Origin of the sequence: Saccharothrix coeruleofusca (assembly GCF_017876325.1) — a bacterium.
Lineage (GTDB): Bacteria > Actinomycetota > Actinomycetes > Mycobacteriales > Pseudonocardiaceae > Actinosynnema > Actinosynnema coeruleofuscum.
This window is the reverse complement of the sequence record NZ_JAGINV010000001.1, coordinates 520,798-539,810: the sequence shown is the minus strand read 5'-3', so window position 1 is coordinate 539,810 and position 19,013 is coordinate 520,798. Positions and strand designations below refer to the sequence as shown.

Annotated in this window: 14 protein-coding genes and 1 riboswitch; of the genes, 9 read left to right on the top strand and 5 right to left on the bottom strand. The window is 73.3% G+C overall.

All coding sequences use genetic code 11. The features are described 5' to 3' along the window. Window positions 1-432 (bottom strand): DUF3052 domain-containing protein, encoded by a 432-nt coding sequence (locus JOF41_RS02655; protein ID WP_189221987.1) that lies wholly within the window; start codon window positions 430-432, stop codon window positions 1-3. 299 nt (window positions 433-731) lie between these two features. On the opposite strand from JOF41_RS02655, the gene aceE reads away from it, so the two are divergent. The 3 genes from aceE to JOF41_RS02640 all read left to right on the top strand — a co-directional run bounded on the left by aceE (window position 732) and on the right by JOF41_RS02640 (window position 6,981). Further along, on the top strand, window positions 732-3,491 hold the full coding sequence (gene aceE / locus JOF41_RS02650) for a pyruvate dehydrogenase (acetyl-transferring), homodimeric type (protein ID WP_209615848.1): 2,760 nt from the start codon (window positions 732-734) through the stop codon (window positions 3,489-3,491). 146 nt (window positions 3,492-3,637) lie between these two features. Further along, window positions 3,638-5,698 (top strand): substrate-binding domain-containing protein, encoded by a 2,061-nt coding sequence (locus JOF41_RS02645; RefSeq protein WP_209615845.1) that lies wholly within the window; start codon window positions 3,638-3,640, stop codon window positions 5,696-5,698. Continuing rightward, window positions 5,695-6,981: an ABC transporter substrate-binding protein gene (locus JOF41_RS02640; RefSeq protein ID WP_209615842.1), complete on the top strand. Its 1,287-nt coding sequence runs from the start codon at window positions 5,695-5,697 to the stop codon at window positions 6,979-6,981. The genes JOF41_RS02645 and JOF41_RS02640 overlap by 4 nt, the downstream gene beginning before the upstream one ends. Here JOF41_RS02640 and pnuC read toward each other — a convergent pair. The 3 genes from pnuC to JOF41_RS02625 form a co-directional block, all read right to left on the bottom strand. After that, window positions 6,968-7,600 carry a nicotinamide riboside transporter PnuC gene (gene pnuC / locus JOF41_RS02635; RefSeq protein WP_189221991.1) on the bottom strand — a complete coding sequence of 211 codons (633 nt, stop codon included), beginning with the start codon at window positions 7,598-7,600 and terminating at the stop codon, window positions 6,968-6,970. The two genes, JOF41_RS02640 and pnuC, sit on opposite strands and share 14 nt — an antisense overlap. A 45-nt stretch (window positions 7,601-7,645) precedes the next feature. Next, window positions 7,646-7,766: riboswitch (FMN riboswitch) on the bottom strand. 77 nt (window positions 7,767-7,843) lie between these two features. Then, window positions 7,844-8,614, bottom strand: coding sequence for a mechanosensitive ion channel family protein (locus JOF41_RS37605; protein WP_209615839.1), 771 nt, complete (start codon window positions 8,612-8,614; stop codon window positions 7,844-7,846). 299 nt (window positions 8,615-8,913) lie between these two features. Next, window positions 8,914-10,434: an alpha/beta fold hydrolase gene (locus JOF41_RS02625; RefSeq protein WP_244989491.1), complete on the bottom strand. Its 1,521-nt coding sequence runs from the start codon at window positions 10,432-10,434 to the stop codon at window positions 8,914-8,916. A gap of 118 nt (window positions 10,435-10,552) precedes the next feature. Here JOF41_RS02625 and JOF41_RS02620 point away from each other — a divergent pair, with 118 nt between their 5' ends. The 5 genes from JOF41_RS02620 (at window position 10,553) to JOF41_RS02600 (ending at window position 15,349) form a co-directional block, all read left to right on the top strand. After that, window positions 10,553-11,740: a PucR family transcriptional regulator gene (locus JOF41_RS02620; protein ID WP_189221993.1), complete on the top strand. Its 1,188-nt coding sequence runs from the start codon at window positions 10,553-10,555 to the stop codon at window positions 11,738-11,740. A 151-nt stretch (window positions 11,741-11,891) separates the two neighbouring features. Further along, window positions 11,892-12,842: an ACP S-malonyltransferase gene (locus JOF41_RS02615; protein WP_307867195.1), complete on the top strand. Its 951-nt coding sequence runs from the start codon at window positions 11,892-11,894 to the stop codon at window positions 12,840-12,842. Next, window positions 12,839-13,816: a beta-ketoacyl-ACP synthase III gene (locus JOF41_RS02610; protein WP_189221995.1), complete on the top strand. Its 978-nt coding sequence runs from the start codon at window positions 12,839-12,841 to the stop codon at window positions 13,814-13,816. The genes JOF41_RS02615 and JOF41_RS02610 overlap by 4 nt, the downstream gene beginning before the upstream one ends. A gap of 61 nt (window positions 13,817-13,877) precedes the next feature. Further along, window positions 13,878-14,117 (top strand): acyl carrier protein, encoded by a 240-nt coding sequence (locus tag JOF41_RS02605; protein WP_189221996.1) that lies wholly within the window; start codon window positions 13,878-13,880, stop codon window positions 14,115-14,117. Beyond that, window positions 14,114-15,349, top strand: a complete 1,236-nt coding sequence (locus tag JOF41_RS02600) for a beta-ketoacyl-[acyl-carrier-protein] synthase family protein (protein WP_189221997.1) — start codon at window positions 14,114-14,116, stop codon at window positions 15,347-15,349. Before JOF41_RS02605 ends, JOF41_RS02600 begins: the two co-directional genes overlap by 4 nt. A gap of 56 nt (window positions 15,350-15,405) precedes the next feature. Here the strand turns inward: JOF41_RS02600 and JOF41_RS02595 are convergent, their stop codons facing one another. Then, window positions 15,406-16,056: a hypothetical protein gene (locus JOF41_RS02595; RefSeq protein ID WP_209615833.1), complete on the bottom strand. Its 651-nt coding sequence runs from the start codon at window positions 16,054-16,056 to the stop codon at window positions 15,406-15,408. Between the two features lie 387 nt (window positions 16,057-16,443). Between JOF41_RS02595 and lanKC the strand changes: the two genes are divergently transcribed. Then, window positions 16,444-19,011 carry a class III lanthionine synthetase LanKC gene (gene lanKC, locus JOF41_RS02590; RefSeq protein WP_209615830.1) on the top strand — a complete coding sequence of 856 codons (2,568 nt, stop codon included), beginning with the start codon at window positions 16,444-16,446 and terminating at the stop codon, window positions 19,009-19,011. The last annotated feature ends 2 nt before the right edge of the window (window positions 19,012-19,013 follow it).

Below are 19,013 nucleotides of genomic sequence, written 5' to 3'. Positions count from 1 at the left end.
CTAGCGCTTGGACTTCGCGTTCTTCGGCGAGACCAGGCGGATGCCGGTCCAGTCGTCGCCCACGCTGATGTTGGAGGTCAGCGCCAGGCCCGCGGTGGGCACCGCCTCGGCGATGTCGCTGGGCTCGACGTGCCCCGGCCGCCCCGTCTTCGGGGTCAGCACCCAGATCACGCCGTTCTCCGCCAGCGGCGAGGTCGCGTTGATCAGGGCGTCCACCAGGTCACCGTCGTCCTCACGCCACCACAGCAGGACCACGTCCACGACTTCATCGTCGTCCTCGTCGAGCAGATCGCTGCCGATCCGCTCCTCGACCGCGGCGCGCAGGTCGTCGTCGACGTCCTCGTCCCAGCCGATCTCCTGGACCACGATGCCCGGTTCGATCCCGAGCCTGTCGGCGACGCCGACCTTGCCGGCGTCTTCCGCGGCGACCACGGTTTCCACTCCTCCAAGTATGCAACAAGCGGCAGCCGGGGGTCGACTGCCGCGCGGTGTCTCCTACCAGTCGCGGTTAGCGAACACTGTCACCCGTGCCACGCGCAACCGTAAGGGGCAGGACACGCCGCATCGGGTACCCCGGGATGCGCTCCCCTACCCCGATGAGGCAGGCTCTACATACCTCCTATTCGCGCGCGCGCGATGGACACGATCCAGAACTACCGACCGGTAGTGGTGACGGGAAGGTGTCCGGCGGGCAACGATGGAGCTAGAGAACCCAGGAACGAGGAGATCCCTTGGCCCCGCAGAACAACGGCACCACTCCCGAGCGGGTGCGCGTCATCCGTGACGGCTTGGCCGCCCACCTCCCGGACATCGACCCGGAGGAGACCGCGGAGTGGCTGGAGTCGTTCGACGCCGCGCTCAAGGGCGGCGGGCAGCAGCGCGCCCGCTACCTGATGCTGCGCCTTCTGGAGCGCGCCAGGGAGAGCCACGTCGGGGTGCCGTCGCTGACCAGCACCGACTACGTCAACACCATCCCCACCGAGCGGGAGCCCTGGTTCCCCGGTGACGAGGAGGTGGAGCGCCGCTACCGCGCCTGGATCCGCTGGAACGCGGCGATCACCGTGCACCGCGCCCAGCGGCCGGGGGTGAGCGTCGGCGGCCACATCTCGACCTACGCCTCCAGCGCCAGCCTCTACGAGGTGGGCTTCAACCACTTCTTCCGGGGCAAGGACCACCCCGGCGGCGGCGACCACGTGTTCATCCAGGGCCACGCCTCCCCCGGCGTGTACGCGCGCGCGTTCCTGGAGGGCAGGCTGACCGCCGACCAGCTCGACGGCTTCCGCCAGGAGCTCTCGCACGCGGGCCCCGGCGGCGGCCTGCCGTCCTACCCGCACCCGCGGCTGATGCCGGACTTCTGGGAGTTCCCGACCGTCTCCATGGGCCTCGGCCCGATGAACGCGATCTACCAGGCGCGGTTCAACCGCTACCTGCACGACCGCGGCATCAAGGACACCTCCGACCAGCACGTGTGGGCGTTCCTCGGCGACGGCGAGATGGACGAGCCGGAGTCGCGCGGCCTGCTCCAGCTGGCCGCCAACGAGCAGCTGGACAACCTGACCTTCGTGGTCAACTGCAACCTGCAGCGCCTGGACGGCCCGGTGCGCGGCAACGGCAAGATCATCCAGGAGCTGGAGTCGTTCTTCCGCGGCGCGGGCTGGAACGTCATCAAGGTCATCTGGGGCCGGGAGTGGGACGCGCTGCTGCACGCCGACCGCGACGGCGCGCTGGTCAACCTGATGAACACCACGCCCGACGGCGACTACCAGACCTACAAGGCCAACGACGGCGCGTACGTCAAGGAGCACTTCTTCGGGCGCGACCCGCGCACGAAGGACCTCGTGGCGAACATGACCGACGACGAGGTGTGGAACCTCAAGCGCGGCGGCCACGACTACCGCAAGGTCTACGCGGCCTACAAGGCGGCCGTGGAGCACCACGGGCAGCCGACGGTCATCCTGGCCAAGACCATCAAGGGCTACGGCCTGGGCCCGCACTTCGCGGCGCGCAACGCCACGCACCAGATGAAGAAGATGACCCTGGAGGACCTCAAGCTCTTCCGGGACAGCCTGCGCATCCCGATCCCCGACGACCAGCTCGACCCGTACCTGCCGCCGTACTACCACCCCGGCCCCGACGCCCCGGAGATCCGGTACCTGCAGGAGCGGCGCAAGCAGCTGGGCGGGTACGTGCCGGAGCGGCGGGCCAAGTCCAAGGCGCTGGTGCTGCCCGGCGACAAGGTCTACGACGTGATCCGCAAGGGCTCGGGCAAGCAGGAGGTCGCCACCACGATGGCGTTCGTCCGGCTGGTCCGCGACCTGGCCAAGGACCCGGAGATCGGGCCGCGCATCGTGCCGATCATCCCGGACGAGGCGCGCACGTTCGGCATGGACTCGATGTTCCCGGCGCAGAAGATCTACAACCCCAACGGGCAGCTCTACACCTCCGTGGACGCCCAGCTGATGCTGGCGTACAAGGAGTCCGAGCAGGGCCAGATCCTGCACGAGGGCATCAACGAGGCGGGCTCCACGGCCTCGTTCACCGCGGCGGGCACGTCCTACGCCACGCACGGCGAGCCGATGATCCCGATCTACATCTTCTACTCGATGTTCGGGTTCCAGCGCACCGGCGACGGCCTGTGGGCGGCGGCGGACCAGATGGCGCGCGGCTTCGTGCTGGGCGCCACGGCGGGCCGCACCACGCTGACCGGTGAGGGCCTGCAGCACGCGGACGGCCACTCGATCCTGCTGGCGCACACCAACCCGGCGGCGGTGGTGTACGACCCGGCGTGGTCGTTCGAGGTGGCGCACATCGTCAAGGACGGCCTGCGGCGGATGTACGGCGAGAACGCCGAGAACGTCTTCTACTACATGACCGTCTACAACGAGCCCTACCAGCAGCCCGCCGAGCCCGCCGAGCTCGACGTGGACGGTCTGCTCAAGGGCCTGTACCGGTACCAGCCCGCGCGGGGGCAGGACGGTCCGCGCGCGCAGCTGCTGGCCTCCGGCGTGGCCATGCCGTGGGCGGTCAAGGCGCAGGAGGTGCTCGCCGAGGAGTGGGGCGTGCAGGTCGACGTGTGGTCGGCCACCTCGTACTCGGAGCTGCGCCGCGAGGCGGTCGAGGTGGACCGGCACAACCTGCTGCACCCCGACCAGGAGCCGCGCGTGCCGTACGTGACGCAGGCGCTGTCCGGCGCGCCCGGCCCGGTGGTGGCGGTGTCGGACTGGATGACGGCGGTGCCGGACCTGATCCGGCCGTACGTGCCCACCGACATGACGACCCTGGGCACCGACGGGTTCGGCTTCTCCGACACCCGCCCGGCGGCGCGGCGGCACTTCCTGGTCGACACCGAGTCGATCGTGGTGGCCACGCTGGCGGCGCTGGCGCGGCGCGGCGAGGTCGACCGGTCCAAGGTGGTCGAGGCGGCCCGCAAGTACCGCATCGACGACGTGAGCGCGGCGGGCCCGTCCACCTCGGACGCGGGCCTGGCCTGATCCAGGGGCGCGGACGGAGGACCTGACGGAGGTCCGGCACGGGGCGTTTCCCCCACACGGGGGAAGCGCCCCGTGCTCATTCCGCCCCGGTCCGTGTGATCCACCCCATAGAATCGGACAAGACTCCGCGTCCGACGAGGGGATCAATGGGGACGCCTCAGCCTGCGGTGCACCGCACCATCGTCGCGGTCGACGTGGTCGCGTTCGGCGAGCGCAGCAGGCCCCAGCAGGACGTCATCCGGCGCGGCCTGTACAGCGCGCTGGAGCACGCGTTCGACGAGTGCGGCATCCCCTGGGGCGGCGACTGGCCCGGCACCTACCGGGAGGACCGCGGGGACGGGCTGTTCGTGCTGCTGCCGCCGGGGGTCGCCAAGCGCCGGGTGGTCAGCGCGCTGCTGCACCTGCTCGACGGCGAGCTGCGCCGGTACAACGCCATGCTGGTGCCGCAGGCGCGCATCCAGCTGCGCGCCGCGGTCACCGCGGGCGACGTGGCGCACGACGGCAACGGCGCGGTGGGCGCGGAGCTGGTGCTGGCGTTCCGACTGCTGGACTCCGCGCCGCTGCGCGCCGAGCTGGCCCGCTCCGGGGCGGTGCTGGGGCTGGTGGTGTCGGAGCGGTTCTTCGACGACGTGATCCGCGACGAGCCCGCGTGCGAGCCGGAGCTGTACCACCGGGTCGAGGTGGACCACAAGGAGGTGCACACCGCGGCGTGGCTGCGGCTGTACGGCAGCCCGGCGCGGGCGGAGCCCGCCGGGCCGCCGTGGTGGTCGCGGTTGCCGCGCCCGAAGCGGTCGGCCGTCCTGCTGGTGCTGCTGCTGGTCCTCCTGCTGCCCGGTGACGCGCTGCTGGCCGTGCCGCCCGCCGTGCCGCCATGTCCGGCCCCGGTGCAGCTCAACGTGCTCACCTCGGCGGAGAAGGCCACCGCGCTGCGCGGGCTGGCGGTGGACTTCGAGCGGGACTCGCGCGGGGTCGACGGCGACGAGCGCTGCCGCCTGGTCAACGTGCACGTCGGGGTGGACGGGTCGGCGCACGAGGTGGTGCGGGCGCTGAGCCGGGGCTGGCCGGACCAGGACCTGGCCGCGCGGGGGCCGGAGCCGCACGTGTGGCTGCCGGACACCTCCTGGGAGGTGGCGGAGGTGGCCGCGGCGCTGCGGGCCGACGACCGCGACGTCCGGCTGGCCGACCGCGGCCCGGTGGCCTATTCGCCGCTGGTGCTGGGCGTGCCCGCGGCGGAGTGGTCGGGGTGGCCCAACCAGGAGTTCCGCTGGCGCGACGTGCCCAACGCCCGGCTGCCGCTGGCCGGGGTGGACGCCCGGAGCACCGGCGCGGGCGCGGCGGCCGCGGCCGCGCTGGTGCACACCGCGCTGGGTGGTGCGAACACCGCCGCGCTGACGGGCGACGACGTGCCGCGCAGGCTGCGCGAGATCGCCCTGCGCACCGCCGGGGAACCCGCCCCCGCCTGCCCCTCGGCCGACCGGATGGTGCTGGCCTCGGAGAAGGCCGTGCTCAAGGACCACCCGTGCCTGAAGGTGCTCTACCCGTCGGAGGGCACGCTGCACCTGGACCACCCGTTCGTCGAGGTGCGGCGGACCAGCACCCCGCCCAACGAGCGCAGGCAGGCCGTGGTCGGCCGCTTCCTGGACTACCTGCGCGCGCCCTCGGCGCAGGGCACGTTCCGCTGGGAGGGCTTCCGGGACCTGAACTGGGTGCCGCCGTGGCGCGAGGACGTCCGGCCGGACAAACCCGCCCAGCTCGACGCGGCGGTGGACGTGGCGGCGGTGCGCGAGGCGTGGGAGTCCGCGCGCCGCGCGGTGGACGTGGTGCTCGCGGTGGACGGCTCGGCGAAGGCGGCGGAGCTGGCCGACCGGCTGGAGGACCTGGTCGGCGGGCGGGGCGAGGTGCGCCGGCGGGAGTTCTCCGCCGACCGGCTGCCCTCGGCGGTGGCCGAGGCGGTGGCCGAGCGCGGCGCGGGCGTCCCGGTCGTCGTGCTCGTCGAGCGGCCCCGGCCGGTCTCGGAACCGCTGGAGCCCGTGCGCGGCCCGCCGGTGCGGGTGCACGGCGTCGGCTTCACCGCGGGCTCCTGCTCGGCGGTGACCCAGCTGGGCGCGATCAGAGCCGCCTACGGCGGCACTTGCTTCGACAGCACCGAGCACGACGTCCGAGTCGCGCTGGACCGCGTGGCGGGCGGGTTGTGGGGGAGCCGATGACGCGCGTGAGGACCGCACTGGCGGTGGTGGCGGTGGTCGTGGCGGCGGGCTGCGCGGGGCCGCAGCACGACCCGGAGAGCGATGGCACCGGGCCGATCACCTTCGTGGACAGCTCCGACAGCTCCGCCGGGCAGCGGATCGCCGACCTGGTCGAGCAGTGGAACGCGCGCAGCAGCTCGCGCGAGCAGGTGACGTTCGTCCGGATGCCCACGGCCACCGACGCCTACCGGGCCCAGCTCACCTCCAGGGCGCAGGACCTGGCGGCCGGCCGCGGCGGCCAGTACCAGTCGCAGTGCTACGACGTGGTCACCCTGGACGTGGTGTGGACCGCCGAGTTCGCCGACGCGGGCTTCCTGGAGCCGCTGGACCCGGCCGAGTTCGACGCCGGGTTCGACAACGACCGGTTCCTGCCGTCGGCGGTGGAGTCGGTGCGCGCGGGGGGCCGGACGTGGGCGGTGCCATGGCGGGCCGACGCCGGGCTGCTCTACTACCGCGCCGACGTGCTGGCGCGGGAAGGGCTGGAGCCGCCCCGGACCTGGGAGGAGCTGGCCGCGCAGGCCCGCGCGGTCGCCCCGAAGCACGGCCTGGCCGGGTACGTGGGCCAGTTCCAGCAGTTCGAGGGGCTGGTCGTGAACGCGCTGGAGGCGGTGTGGGCCCACGGCGGCGACGCGCGGGACCTGGCCTCGCCGCAGGCCAAGGCCGGGGTGCGGATGCTCGCCGAGGGCGTCGAGCAGGGCTGGATACCGCGCGAGGCGCTGGACTACAGCGAGCAGGAGGGGATCAGGGAGTTCCGCGAGGGACGGGTGCTGTTCATGCGCAACTGGCCCTACACGCGCCAGCTGTTCGCCGCGCCGGACTCGCCGGTGCGGGACGGGTTCGCCGTCACCGCGCTGCCCGGCGTCGACGCGCGGCCCGGTGTCAGCGCGCTGGGCGGCTGGAACCTGGCCGTGTCCCGGTGCTCGACCCGGCAGGCCACCGCGCGGGCCTTCGTCCGGTTCCTGACCTCCGAGGCCAGCCAGCGCGAGCTGGCCGAGCAGGCGGGTTTCCCGCCCACCCTGCGGTCGCTGTACCAGGAGCCGGAGCTCAACGCGCGGCTGCCGCACCTGGGGGTGTTGCGGGCGAGCGTGGAGAACGCCCGCAACCGCCCCCAGTCCAAGCGCTACGACGAGCTGACCGGCGTGATGCAGCGGGCGCTGCACAACGCCCTGCGCAACCCCCGGTCGGTCGACGCCGAACTGGACCGGCTGGCCGCCGACGTCGAGGACGTGCTCAGCGAGCGGTAGCGGCGGCGGCCACCGCCGAGCGCTTGGCCTCCCGGTTCCAGTCGATCCAGCCGCGCACGACCAGCACCGCGAACACGCCGTAGACCAGCGCGCTGAACCACAGCCCGGACTGGATCTGCAGCGGCACGCCGATCGCGTCCACCACCAGCCACACCAGCCAGAACTCGACCAGGCCCAGGCCCTGCAGGGCGAACGCCAGCACGGTGCCGATGAAGATCGCCGCGTCCGGCCACGGCGCCCACGAGGCGTCCAGCGCGTCGAGCACCAGCGCGAACGCGACCGTGCCCACCACGAACGCGGCCGCCACGGCCAGCCGCTCGCGCGGGGTGCCCTTGCGCACCACGACGCCGAACGCGGGATCGCGCCTGCGCGTCCACGCCCACCAGCCGTACACCGTGATCGCCGCGATCACCACCTGCCGCGACGCGAGGCCGCCCAGCTGGGCCGAGGTGTAGACGACGAACAGCAGCGCCACCGACGCCAACTGCACCGGCCAGGTGATGATCGAGCGGCGCTGCGCGAAGAAGACCACCACCAGCGCGCCGACCTGGCCGATGAACTCGGCCCACGACACCTTCTGCCCGAGCAGTGAAAACCCGTGCTCCAACAACACGTGCACCGCGTCCTCCATCCCCGTTCCAGGGCATGGCGGGGCGGCGGACCGCCTGCGCGCCTCTCATCCGGACTTTCACCGTCGGCTCCGGAGTTCCACCGGATCAACCGCCTGGCGGCGGGTCGCGGGCTGTACCGCCGGTTCGGACTTTCACCGAGCCCCGGAGCGCATGTCTCTACTGCCGCAGAACATCGTCCCGCACGGACCTGTTCCCCCACCAGAGGTGACCTGGGGCACAGCGCAGGGCCGTCAGGCGTCGCGGGACGGGATGCGCAACCCGATCGGCGGAGTCGGCGTGGCGTCCACCCGCACGGCCTCCCAGGACCGCGTGCCCGGCGCCTCGGCGTGCTTCGGGGGCGGCCCCACCTCCGCCGCCCGCTCCAGCCAGACCTCCCAGCGCTGCTGCATCGGGCGCACCAGGCCGCCACCGACCCCGACGACCACCACCCCCGCCACCGTGGCCAGCACGGCGATCAGCAGCGGGGTGGTCACCGACGCCGCGATGCCCAGCTGGTTCAGCGCCGCGACCACGCCCAGCGCCACCACGAAGCCGTGCGCGGCCACCGCCGCGGGCCTGGCCCCCGCGCGCCCGCCCAGCGCGCCAGCCACCAGGCGGCGCACCGCCCGCGCGACCGCCGCGGCGACCAGCACCAGCACCAGCGCCACCGCGACCCTCGGCAGGTAGGCGGTGATCGCGGCGACCAGCGCGCCGACCACGTCACCCGCGCCGAACAGCTCGAAGGCCAGCTGCAGGGCGATCAGCAGGACGAAGTAGTGCGCCAGCTTGGCCAGCAACGCCCTGGGCTCGACCGGGACGTGCGCCAGCGCGCCGCGCAACCCGGACCGGTCCACCAGGCGGTCGAAGCCCACCCGCTGCAGCAGGAAACCGACCAGCCTGGCCACGGCCACCGCCACCAGCCACCCCACCAGCAGCACCAGCAGGAAGCCGACCAGCCTGGGCACGAACGTCGCCGTGGCGGTCCACGCCTGGCCGATCCCGTCAGTGATCCGCGTGCCCACGACTCCTCCAGGCGGTGTCCGCGCGATGCCGTCGCGGCGATCCTTTCCCGCCCCCCGCACCCCGGCAACCCGAAGCCGTGGCACGAAAGGGTGACTGACGTGGCGCTCCGCCGCGCGACGGTCCAGAGTGGAGGGACCGGTGGGGACCGGGGAGAGGAGAACGCCCGGCGCGCACGACGCGCCGGGCGTTCTCGCGTTCGACGGCCGCGCCTCCGGCGCGGCCGTCGAACGCTGGTCGGGAAGGCGGCCCTGGCGCGTCGGCAAGTACTACCGGGGGCGGCGGCGAGGGCCGTTCGCCACTACCCGGCGTTGTTCGGGCCGGGTGCCACGCCGATGCGCAGTCCGTCCAGGTAGGACTGGACCTCCTGGGCGGAGGACGTCGCCGTGGGGGCGGGGCGGGGGGTGCCCTGGCAGGTGGCGCTGCTGGGCGGCAGCACGCCGTCGACCAGGTAGCGGTCCACCAGCTTGTCCACGCACGGGTTGCCGGTGCCGTAGAGGCCGTGCCTGCCCTCGTCCAGCACGGTGATCAGGTTGTGGCTCAGCCGGGTGGCCATGGCGGGGCCGCTCTCGTACTGCGTCTGGGTGTCGCCCTCGGCCTGCACGACCACGCCCACCTGGTAGCCGTCGCGCTTGAGCTCCACGGCGGGCTCGGGCGGGGTGAACGAGCGGAAGGCGCAGGTGGTGGGCGCGGCCCGGAGCACGCCGTAGCCGTACGGGTAGCGCTCGCGGAAGATCCGCATGTCCTCGAAGTAGGTGGCCACGTCGGTCGGCCAGTCCACCTCGCAGGTGACCGTGTCGAAGACCCCGGAGCGCAGCTCCTGGCGGGCCGCCAGCGCCATGGCCTCGCTGGTCTCGGCGGGCCCGCCCGCCTTGAGCCGCATGACCACCTTCGCCAGCTCCGACCACAGTGGACGGTAGCGGGCGCCGACCCCGACCGAGCCGTCGAACACCGTGCGGGTCTGCTCCCCCACCGGCTTGACCGCCAGCGCGGCGGCCACCGCCTCGACGGTGTCCAGCACCTGCGCGGCCGTGCCGCCGAGGCCGAAGACGGCGTCGTGCTGGGCCGCCCACGCGGCCCACACCTCGACGTTGCGCCGGTAGGCCACCGCCTGGGCGCGGAACTGCTCGCGCCACACCCACTCCGGGTGCACCGCCGAGTCCAGCACGCTGCGGCCCATCCGCTGCGGGAACAGGCTGCCGTAGACCGCGCCGAGGTAGGTGCCGTAGGAGTAGCCCAGGTAGTTCAGCTTCTCCTCGCCGAGCACCGCGCGCACCACGTCCATGTCCCGCGCGGTGTTGGCGGTGTTGATGAACGGCCGGATGCCGCCCGCGCTGCGGCGGCAGGCGTCCTCGGCGGCGCGCGCCTCGGCCGCCCACTTCGGGAAGTCGGCGTCGGTCGGCCGGGTGTCGGCGGTGGCCAGGTCCGGCACCGCCTGGCAGGTCAGGGCGGTGGAGCCGCCGACGCCGCGCGGGTCGAACCCGATCACGTCGTAGACCTCGGCGGCGCCGGTGCGGGCCAGGTGGGTCGGCATGTTCATGCCGGAGCCGCCCGGCCCGCCGGGGTTGACCACCAGGATGCCGCGGCGGCGGGCCTGGTCGGTGGCCTTGCGGCGGCTGATGTCGACCGAGATCCGGTCCTCCTGGGGCCGCCGGTAGTCCAGCGGCAGCACCAGGGTGGCGCACTCCAGCCCGTCCCGGCACGGCGTCCAGCTCAGCTGCTGGCCGTGGAACTCGGCCAGCGGGTCCGGGTCGGCGGACGAGGGCGCGGCGGTGGCCGCCACCGCGGCGACCACCAGTCCGACTGACACGTACCTGCGCAAGGGCTCCTCCAGGTGGCTCGCGGGACCGGGGTGCTCCGAACCTAGGGGGAGCGCGCCCGCGCTTCAGGCTGAGTCACTCCTTCGGGTCGTCCACCGGGCGACGTGCGAAGGTGGGGGTATGAGCAGCTCAGCCGCCTCGTCCCGGACCACCCTGTCCCGGACCACCCTGCGCGATCTGCGGCGCGCCTCGGGCGACCTGGCGGCGGCCGCCGTGGCCGAGATGGAGCGGCGGCTGCCCTGGTTCCGCCGGATGCCCGCCGACCAGCGGGCCAGCGTGCTGATGCTGATCCAGAGCGGGGTCAACGGCTTCGTCTCCTGGCTGCACGACCCGCAGCAGGCGATCAAGCTGACCGCGGAGGCGTTCCGGTCCGCGCCCAAGGACATCTCCCGGTGGGTCAGCCTGCGCCAGACCGTGGAGCTGGTGCGCATCGCGCTGGAGCTGTTCGAGCAGCGGCTGCCGCAGGTGGCCGCCGACGAGGCCGAGCGCGCGCTGCTCACCGAGGGCGTGCTGCGCTACGGGCGGGAGATCGCCTTCTCCGCGGCGACCTCCTACGCCGCCGCGGCCGAGGCGCGCGGCGCGTGGGACGCCCGGCTGGAGGCGCTGGTGGTCGACGGCATCGTGCGCGGCGACGCCGAGGAGTCCCTGCTGTCCCGCGCCACCGCGCTGGGCTGGGACCCGGCCGCCGAGGCGACCGTGCTGGTGGGCAACCCGCCGTCGGACGACCCGCCCGCGGTGGTGTTCGAGGTGCGCAGCCGGGCCGCGCGCAGCGGGCGCCAGGTGCTGCTGAGCGTGCAGGGCTCGCGGCTGGTGGTGGTGCTGGGCGGGGAGTCGGGCGGGGACGTGCTCGGCCGCATCTCCGAGGCGTTCGGGGCGGGCCCGGTGGTGGCCGGGCCCACGGTGGGCAGCCTGGCCGAGGCGCACCGCAGCGCGGGCGACGCGCTGTCCGGGCTGCGCGCGGTGGTCGGCTGGCCCGCCGCCCCGCGCCCGGTGCGGTCGCTGGACCTGCTGCCCGAGCGGGCGCTGGCGGGCGACCCGGAGGCGGAGTGGCAGCTGGTGGACCGCATCGCCCGGCCGCTGGAGGACGCGGGCGGCTCGCTGCTGGAGACGGTGGACGCGTTCCTGGAGGTGGGCGGGGTGCTGGAGGCCTGTGCCCGCAAGCTGTTCGTGCACCCGAACACCGTCCGCTACCGGCTGCGCCGGGCGACCGAGCTGACCGGGCGCAACGCCAACGACCCGCGCGACGCGCTGGTGCTGCGGGTGGCGCTGTCGGTGGGCAGGCTGGCCCGCGCCCGCGGCCTGTGGTGAGAACCACAGGCACTTCACCGGACCGGTATGGGCGCTTTCCGACAACACCTGACGTCCTTCGACGTTCATCGCCGAGTCGCGATTGTCGGAACCCTACAAACCGAGTCCTGTCGTTTCGTGTGCGGCGGCATCCCGGCGGACGCCGGTCACCGTGTTCAGTGAGCGGGTGATCGCGCTCCTCGCCCCTGGACAGGGGTCCCAGGCACCCGGAATGCTCGCCCCCTGGCTCGACGTCGAGGGGGCGCGCGAGCGTGTCGAGGCGTGGTCGGAGACCACCGGGCTGGACCTGGTGCGGCTGGGCACGACGGCCGAGGCCGAGGAGATCAAGGACACCGCGATCACCCAGCCGCTGGTGGTGGCGCTGGCCCTGCTGGCGTTCGAGGAGCTGCGCCGCCGGGTCGAGCTGCCCTCGGACACCGTGGTGGCCGGGCACTCCGTCGGCGAGCTGGCCGCCGCCGCCGTCGCGGGTGCGCTCAGCTGCGACGACGCCGTGGCGCTCGCCGCGGTGCGCGGCGCCGAGATGGCCGCCGCCTGCGCGCTGACGCCCACCGGCATGGCCGCGGTGCTGGGCGGCGAGCAGGACGAGGTGCTGGCCCGCCTGGCCGAGCTGGGCCTGGTCGGCGCCAACCGCAACGGCGCGGGCCAGATCGTGGCCGCGGGTCCGCTGGCGGCGCTGGACGAACTGGCCGAGCAGCCCCCCGAGCGCGCCAAGGTGCGCAAGCTCCAGGTCGCGGGCGCGTTCCACACCGAGTACATGGCCCCGGCGCAGGAGGCGCTGCGCGCCCGCGCCGAGGGCGTCGTGGTCAAGGACCCGGTGCTGCCGCTGCTGTCCAACGCCGACGGCGCGGTGCTGACCGACGGCGACGAGGTGCTGCGCAGGCTCGTCTCCCAGGTGACCCGCCCGGTGCGGTGGGACTCCTGCCAGGCGGCGATGGCCGAGCGCGGGGTGACCGCCGTGGTCGAGCTGCCGCCCGCGGGCACGCTGACCGGACTGGCCAAGCGCGAGCTGAAGGGCACCCCCGCGGTGGCGATGAAGACCCCCGAGCACGTCGACCAGGTCGTCGAGCTGATCAGCGCGAACCGGACGGAGGCCGACGCGTGAGCACCTTCGCCACCCCTGCCGGTCGCGCGGGCACCCGCATCGTGGGCCTGGGCAGCTACCAGCCCGACACCGTAGTCAGCAACCACGACCTGGCCCAGCGCATGGAGACCTCCGACGAGTGGATCCGCGAGCGGGTGGGCATCGTCAACCGCCGCTTCGCCCGGCCCGAGGAGAAGCTGGTCGACATGGCCGTGGAGGCGGGCGCCAAGGCCGTCGCCGACGCGGGCCTGTCCCCCTCGGACATCGGCGCGGTCGTGGTCGCCACCTGCACCATGCCCTCGCCGATCCCCAACGCCGCGGCGCAGGTCGCCGACCGGATCGGGGTCAAGGCCGCCCCGGCGTTCGACCTCAACGCCGCCTGCGCGGGCTTCTGCTACGCCCTGGGCACCGCCTCGGACATGGTCCGCAGCGGCAGCGCGGACCACGTGCTGGTGATCGGCGCGGAGAAGCTCACCGACTGGGTGGACCCGGTGGACCGGTCCACCGCGATCATCTTCGCCGACGGCGCGGGCGCCGCGGTGGTGGGACCGGCCGACGAGCCCGGCATCGGCCCGGTGGCCTGGGGCAGCGCGGGCGACCTGGTCGACACCATCCACATCGCCGACCGCAACTCGTTCATCTTCCAGGAGGGCCAGTCGGTGTTCCGCTGGGCCACCACCCAGATCGCGCCGGTCGCCCAGCGGGCGGTCGAGGCGGCGGGCCTGACGCTGTCCGACGTGGACGTGTTCGTGCCGCACCAGGCGAACCTGCGCATCATCGAGGCCATCGCCAAGAGGCTGCGCGCCAACGGCGCGCGCGAGGACATGCTCGTCGCGCGCGACATCGTGGAATCGGGCAACACCTCGTCCGCGTCGATCCCGCTCGCCATGGACCACATGCGCGCGGCGGGCCAGATCTCCAGCGGGGACGTGGCACTGCTGGTCGGCTTCGGCGCCGGGCTGTCCTACGCGGGACAGGTCGTCCGTTGCCCGTGACACATCAAGACCCCGGTGGGACAGCCCAGCCGGCGGAGCGTGGAGAAGGAAGGGACTTCCAGTGAGCAACGAGGACATCCAGAAGGGGCTCGCCGAGATCGTCGAGGAGGTCGCGGGGGTGGCGGCCGACGACGTGACCGCCGACAAGTCCTTTGTGGACGACCTGGACATCGACTCGCTGTCCATGGTGGAGATCGCGGTTCAGGCCGAGGACAAGTTCGGCGTCAAGATCCCCGACGACGAGCTGGCCAACCTCAAGACCGTGGGCGATGCGGTGAAGTACATCGCCGCCAGCGCATGACCACTGGCAACGACGTCGTCGTCACCGGGCTGGGTGCCACCACCCCGCTCGGTGGCGACGTCACTTCCACCTGGGACGCCCTGCTGGCGGGCCGCAGCGGTGTCAAGCCGATCACGGCCGACTTCGTGGAGCGGTTCGAGCTGCCGGTGAAGATCGCCGCGCAGCTGGCGGTCGAGCCGACCGACGTGCTGCCCAGGGTCGAGGCGCGCAGGCTGGACCGGTGCGAGCAGGTCGCGGTGGTCGCCGCCCGGCAGGCGTGGGCCGACGCGGGGCTGGGCGAGGACGGGGTGGACCCCGAGCGGCTCGGCGTGGTGGTCGGCACGGGTATCGGCGGCGCGATGACGCTGCTCAACCAGGACGACCTGATCGAGTCCGCGGGCCTGCGCAAGGTCTCGCCGCTGACCGTGCCGATGCTGATGCCCAACGGCCCGGCCGCGCACGTGGGCCTGGACCTCAAGGCCCGCGCGGGCGTGCACGCGCCGGTGTCGGCGTGCGCCTCGGGCGCGGAGGCGCTGGCGTGGGCGTGGCGGATGCTCAGGTCGGGCGAGGCCGACGTGGTCGTGGCGGGCGGCGCCGAGGCGTGCATCACCACCATCACCATGGCGGGCTTCATCCAGGCGCGGACCATGAGCACCCGCAACGACGACCCCGAGAGGGCTTCCCGCCCCTTCGACGTCGACCGGGACGGCTTCGTGCTCGGCGAGGGCGCCGGGATCATGGTGCTGGAGCGCGAGGAGTTCGCCAGGGCGCGCGGCGCGCGCGTCTACGGCAGGCTCGCGGGCATCGGCACCAGCTCCGACGGCCACCACATCACCGCGGCCGACCCGGAGGGCCTCGGCCAGTCCAGGGCCATCGCCGCGGCGATGCGCAACGCGGGCGTGGACCCCGCCGACGTCGGCCACGTGAACTGCCACGCCACGTCCACCCCGGTGGGCGACGTGATCGAGCCGCTGGCCGTGCGCCGGGCCATCGGCGAGCACCCGGTGCTCACCGCGCCCAAGGGCAACCACGGCCACCTGCTGGGCGCGTCCGGCGCGGTGGAGGCGATCACCACGCTGCTCTCGGTCCGGGACGGCATCGTGCCGCCGACGCTGAACCTGGTCAACCAGGACCCCAGGGTGGACCTGGAGGTGGTCACCGGCGAGCCGCGCAAGATCGACCTGGTCGCCGCGGTGAACAACTCGTTCGGGTTCGGCGGGCACAACGTCTCGCTGGTCTTCACCCAGGCCTGACCTCCCACGCCACCGAGGAGGGGGCCGCCCGCGGACCGGGCGGCCCCCTCCTCGCGTCAGCAGGGCTGGAGCTGGGAGGAGGAGCCGTTGACGCCCACCGAGTCCACCCGCAGCTCCCCGCCCTCCTCCTTGAGGGGGTAGACCACGCGCCAGCGGATGCAGTCGGACTGCATGCCGACCGGGGCCTTGGCGATGTCCTGGACGCTGGTGAACGTCATGAGCACGCGCAGCCTGCCGTCGGCGGCGCTCTCCACCCGGTGCACCAGGATGGTGCCGTCGCGGGTGCTCTCGTAGTCCGACATCCAGAGCGAGCGCGGAGTGGTGGTGGAGCGCTCGGCGGTGACGGTGCGGCTCCACCGGTCGTAGTCGTGGGCGTTGATCGCGTCGAAGAACTCCTGGAGCACCGTCCGCACGCGGGCGCCGTCGGGGTGCTGCGCGGCGTCCACGGACAGCCGCACGGTGGGGTCGCCGGGCTGGGCGCTGCGCGGCACGGAGCTGGGCGCGGAGCTGGGCACCGCGATCTGGTCGGCCTTGGCCACGGCGGGGCGGTGGTAGAGGTCCCTGGCGAGCAGCCCGACGCCGACCGAGGCGGCGGCGACCACGAGCACCACGGGCAGCAGCAGGCGGGGCGACACGCGACGAGAGTGCCACAGCGCCCGCGCCCCGCGCAGCCGACCCGGCGCGGCGTCCCCCCGGAGCAGCACCACCACCCGGTTCCGGGCGCTTATTTGCGGCACCTCCCGGACGTACTCGGAACCGAATGGTGCCGTTGCCGTCCGACAACGCCGCGGACCCACTGACAGTAGCTTTCCGGGCACCCTCGCAGGGGGTGCCGTTGAATCCGCAGCTGAGCCGCGCACATCCCGCTGAACTGAACAGTGCCGTTTAGCGGGCGAACATCTTTTTCACCTGTCCGATATGCTTTAAACACCTCTTTCGAGTGATCAGCACACCGCGTATAACACCGACAGTAGGAGTCGACCCCGCTCACCCCGCCCTAACGGTTGGGGCAACTTCCCCTGGTTGGCGGATTGGCCCAGCAGGCTGCGACGTGCGGAAATATGCCGGTCGAAAGTCCAGGGAGGCGAATTCCGATGGATCTCCGCTACGAGGCTTACTGCTTCGCGGACCGTCACTTCTACGACGTGCAAAGTCCGTCGGAAACCGCTGACGACGATTTCTCGCACATCCTCCCGGCCCTGCCGGAAGGCTGGACCGAGACCGATAGGAACATCTGGCGGCACCTGCACCCGGACGGCGTCCGACTGCCGAAGCAGGGCTGGAAGATCCACGTTTCGGCGACCGTGCTCAACGCCGCGCGAGTGCTCCTGGAGACCTTCGAGCACCTGGTCCCGAAGCGAATTCCTTTCAAGTACCTGCGCACCCGGTCGATCGTGCTGGCGCGCAACTCGAAATACGCGCCGAGGGAGGGCAGCGGCAAGCTGATCACCGTCTACCCGGCCGACGAGGCGGAGCTGGAGAGCACGCTGCGCGAGCTGTCCGAGGTCCTGCGGGGCCAGGCAGGCCCCTACATCCTCAGCGACCTGCGCTACGGAGCGGGCCCGCTGCACGTGCGCTACGGCGGGTTCGTCGAGCAGTGGCTGGAGGAGGACGGCAAGCGGGTGCTGGCCATCGAGGGCCCCGACGGCGCGCTGGTCCCGGACCGCCGCAAGCCGACGTTCTCCACCCCCGACTGGGTGGCCCTGCCCGCCTGCCTGGAGCCGCACCTGGCCGCGCGCCGCGCGGGGGACGCGGGCTCGTTCTCGTACGACGTGCTGAGCTCGCTGCACTTCTCCAACGGCGGCGGCGTGTACCTGGCCGAGCGCGAGTCCGACGGCGCGCGGGTGGTGCTCAAGGAGGCCAGGCCGCACGCGGGCCTGGACCGGGACAACGTTGACGCGGTCGCCCGGCTGGTCCGCGAGCACCGGGTGCTGACCCGCCTGGCCGGGGTGCCCGGCGTGCCCGCGGTGCTCGACCGGTTCACCGCCTGGGAGCACGAGTTCGTCGCCATGAGCCACGTGCCGGGCATCCCGCTGGGCCAGTGGCTGGGCCGGCACTACCCGCTGACCCACCACCGGGTCGACGAACAGGCGCTGGCCGCCTACGCGCAGCGCGCGCTCAAGCTGGTCGGCGAGGTCGAGCGGATTCTCGCCGCCGTGCACGAGCGCGGCGTGGTGTTCGGCGACCTGCACCCGCTCAACGTGCTGGTGGACACCGACGACTCGGTGTCGCTGATCGACTTCGAACTGGCCTCCGGGATCGAGGAGGGCCGCAGGCCGACGCTGGGCGCGCCGGGCTTCCAGGCCCCGCCGGACCGCGAGGGCTTCGAGATCGACGAGCACGCGCTGGCCGCGCTGCGCCTCTACGTCTTCCTGCCGCTCAACGCGGTGGTCGAGCTCTCGCCGGTGAAGCTGCGCTCGCACGTGGCGTTCATCGAGCAGCGGTTCGGGCTGCCCCGCGAGTACTGCGCCCGCATCGTGGAGGTGCTCGAACCCAGGGACGCCGCGCCCGGAGGACCGGCGGCCACCCCGCTGGACGAACCGGAGCCGGACTGGGCGGTGGTGCGCAAGTCCATCGCCGCGGCGATCCTGGCCAGCGCCACGCCGCACCGCCACGACCGGCTGTTCCCCGGCGACGTGGAGCAGTTCGAGGTCGGCGGCGCGTGCTTCGCCTACGGCGCGGCGGGCGTGCTGCACGCCCTGGACGTCGCGGGCCAGGGCCGCTACCCCGAGCACGAGCGGTGGCTGCTGGAGGCGGTGCGCCGCGACCCGCCCAAGGAACCCGGCTTCTTCACCGGCGCGCACGGCATCGCGCACGTGCTGGAGAACCTCGGCCACCACGACCTGGCGGGCGAGCTGGTGGACTCCTACGCCGCGCTGCTGCCGGGCACGCGGGACCACGGGCTCGCCTCGGGCCTGTCCGGCATCGCGCTGAACCTGCTGCACTTCGCCGACTCGCGGGGCGAGCAGGCGCACGCCGCGCGGGCGGTCGAGCTGGGCGAGCGGCTGGCCACCGCGCTGGCGCAGGCCGCGCCGCCCGGCGGCAAGGCCAGGGCGGGCCTGCTGCACGGCTGGTCGGGGCCCGCGCTGCTGTTCACCCGGCTATTCGAGCACACCGGCGAGCGGCACTGGCTGGACCTGGCCGAACGCGCCGTCGAGCGCGACCTGGCCGAGACGATGACCGCGCTGGACGGCTCGACGCAGGTGCGCGACGGCAACTTCCGCACGCTGCCCTACGTGGGCGTCGGCAGCGCGGGCATCGCGCTGGCGCTCAACGAGCTGGCCGTGGTCGCGCCGGACCGGCCGGTCGTCGGGCGGCTGCCCGAGCTGGTGGACGCCTGCACCGGCGAGTTCGTCATCCACCCCGCGCTCGCGCTGGGCCGGGCGGGCCTGCTGGCCGCGCTGGTCCACGCGGGCGGACCGCGCGCCGCGGTCGACAAGCACCTGTCCGCCCTGGCCTGGCACGCCGTGCCGCACCAGGGCGGGGTGGCCTTCCCCGGCATCCAGTTGCGACGGCTGTCGATGGACCTCGAAACCGGTGGCGCGGGCGTGCTGCTCGCCATCGCCGCCGCCGTGGACGGAGTCCCCGCGCTGCCGTTCCTCAGAGCTCCGGCCCGCACGGGCCGGTGGGCACAACCCCGTTCGATCCCCGAAGAGGAGTAGTC

Bases quoted from the DNA above. Each gene is read 5' to 3' on its own strand.
- JOF41_RS02600 (WP_189221997.1), top strand. From the start codon at position 14,114: ATGACCACTGGCAACGACGTCGTCGTCACCGGGCTGGGTGCCACCACC.
- lanKC (WP_209615830.1), top strand. From the start codon at position 16,444: ATGGATCTCCGCTACGAGGCTTACTGCTTCGCGGACCGTCACTTCTAC.
- JOF41_RS02640 (WP_209615842.1), top strand. From the start codon at position 5,695: ATGACGCGCGTGAGGACCGCACTGGCGGTGGTGGCGGTGGTCGTGGCG.
- JOF41_RS02645 (WP_209615845.1), top strand. From the start codon at position 3,638: ATGGGGACGCCTCAGCCTGCGGTGCACCGCACCATCGTCGCGGTCGAC.
- JOF41_RS02620 (WP_189221993.1), top strand. From the start codon at position 10,553: ATGAGCAGCTCAGCCGCCTCGTCCCGGACCACCCTGTCCCGGACCACC.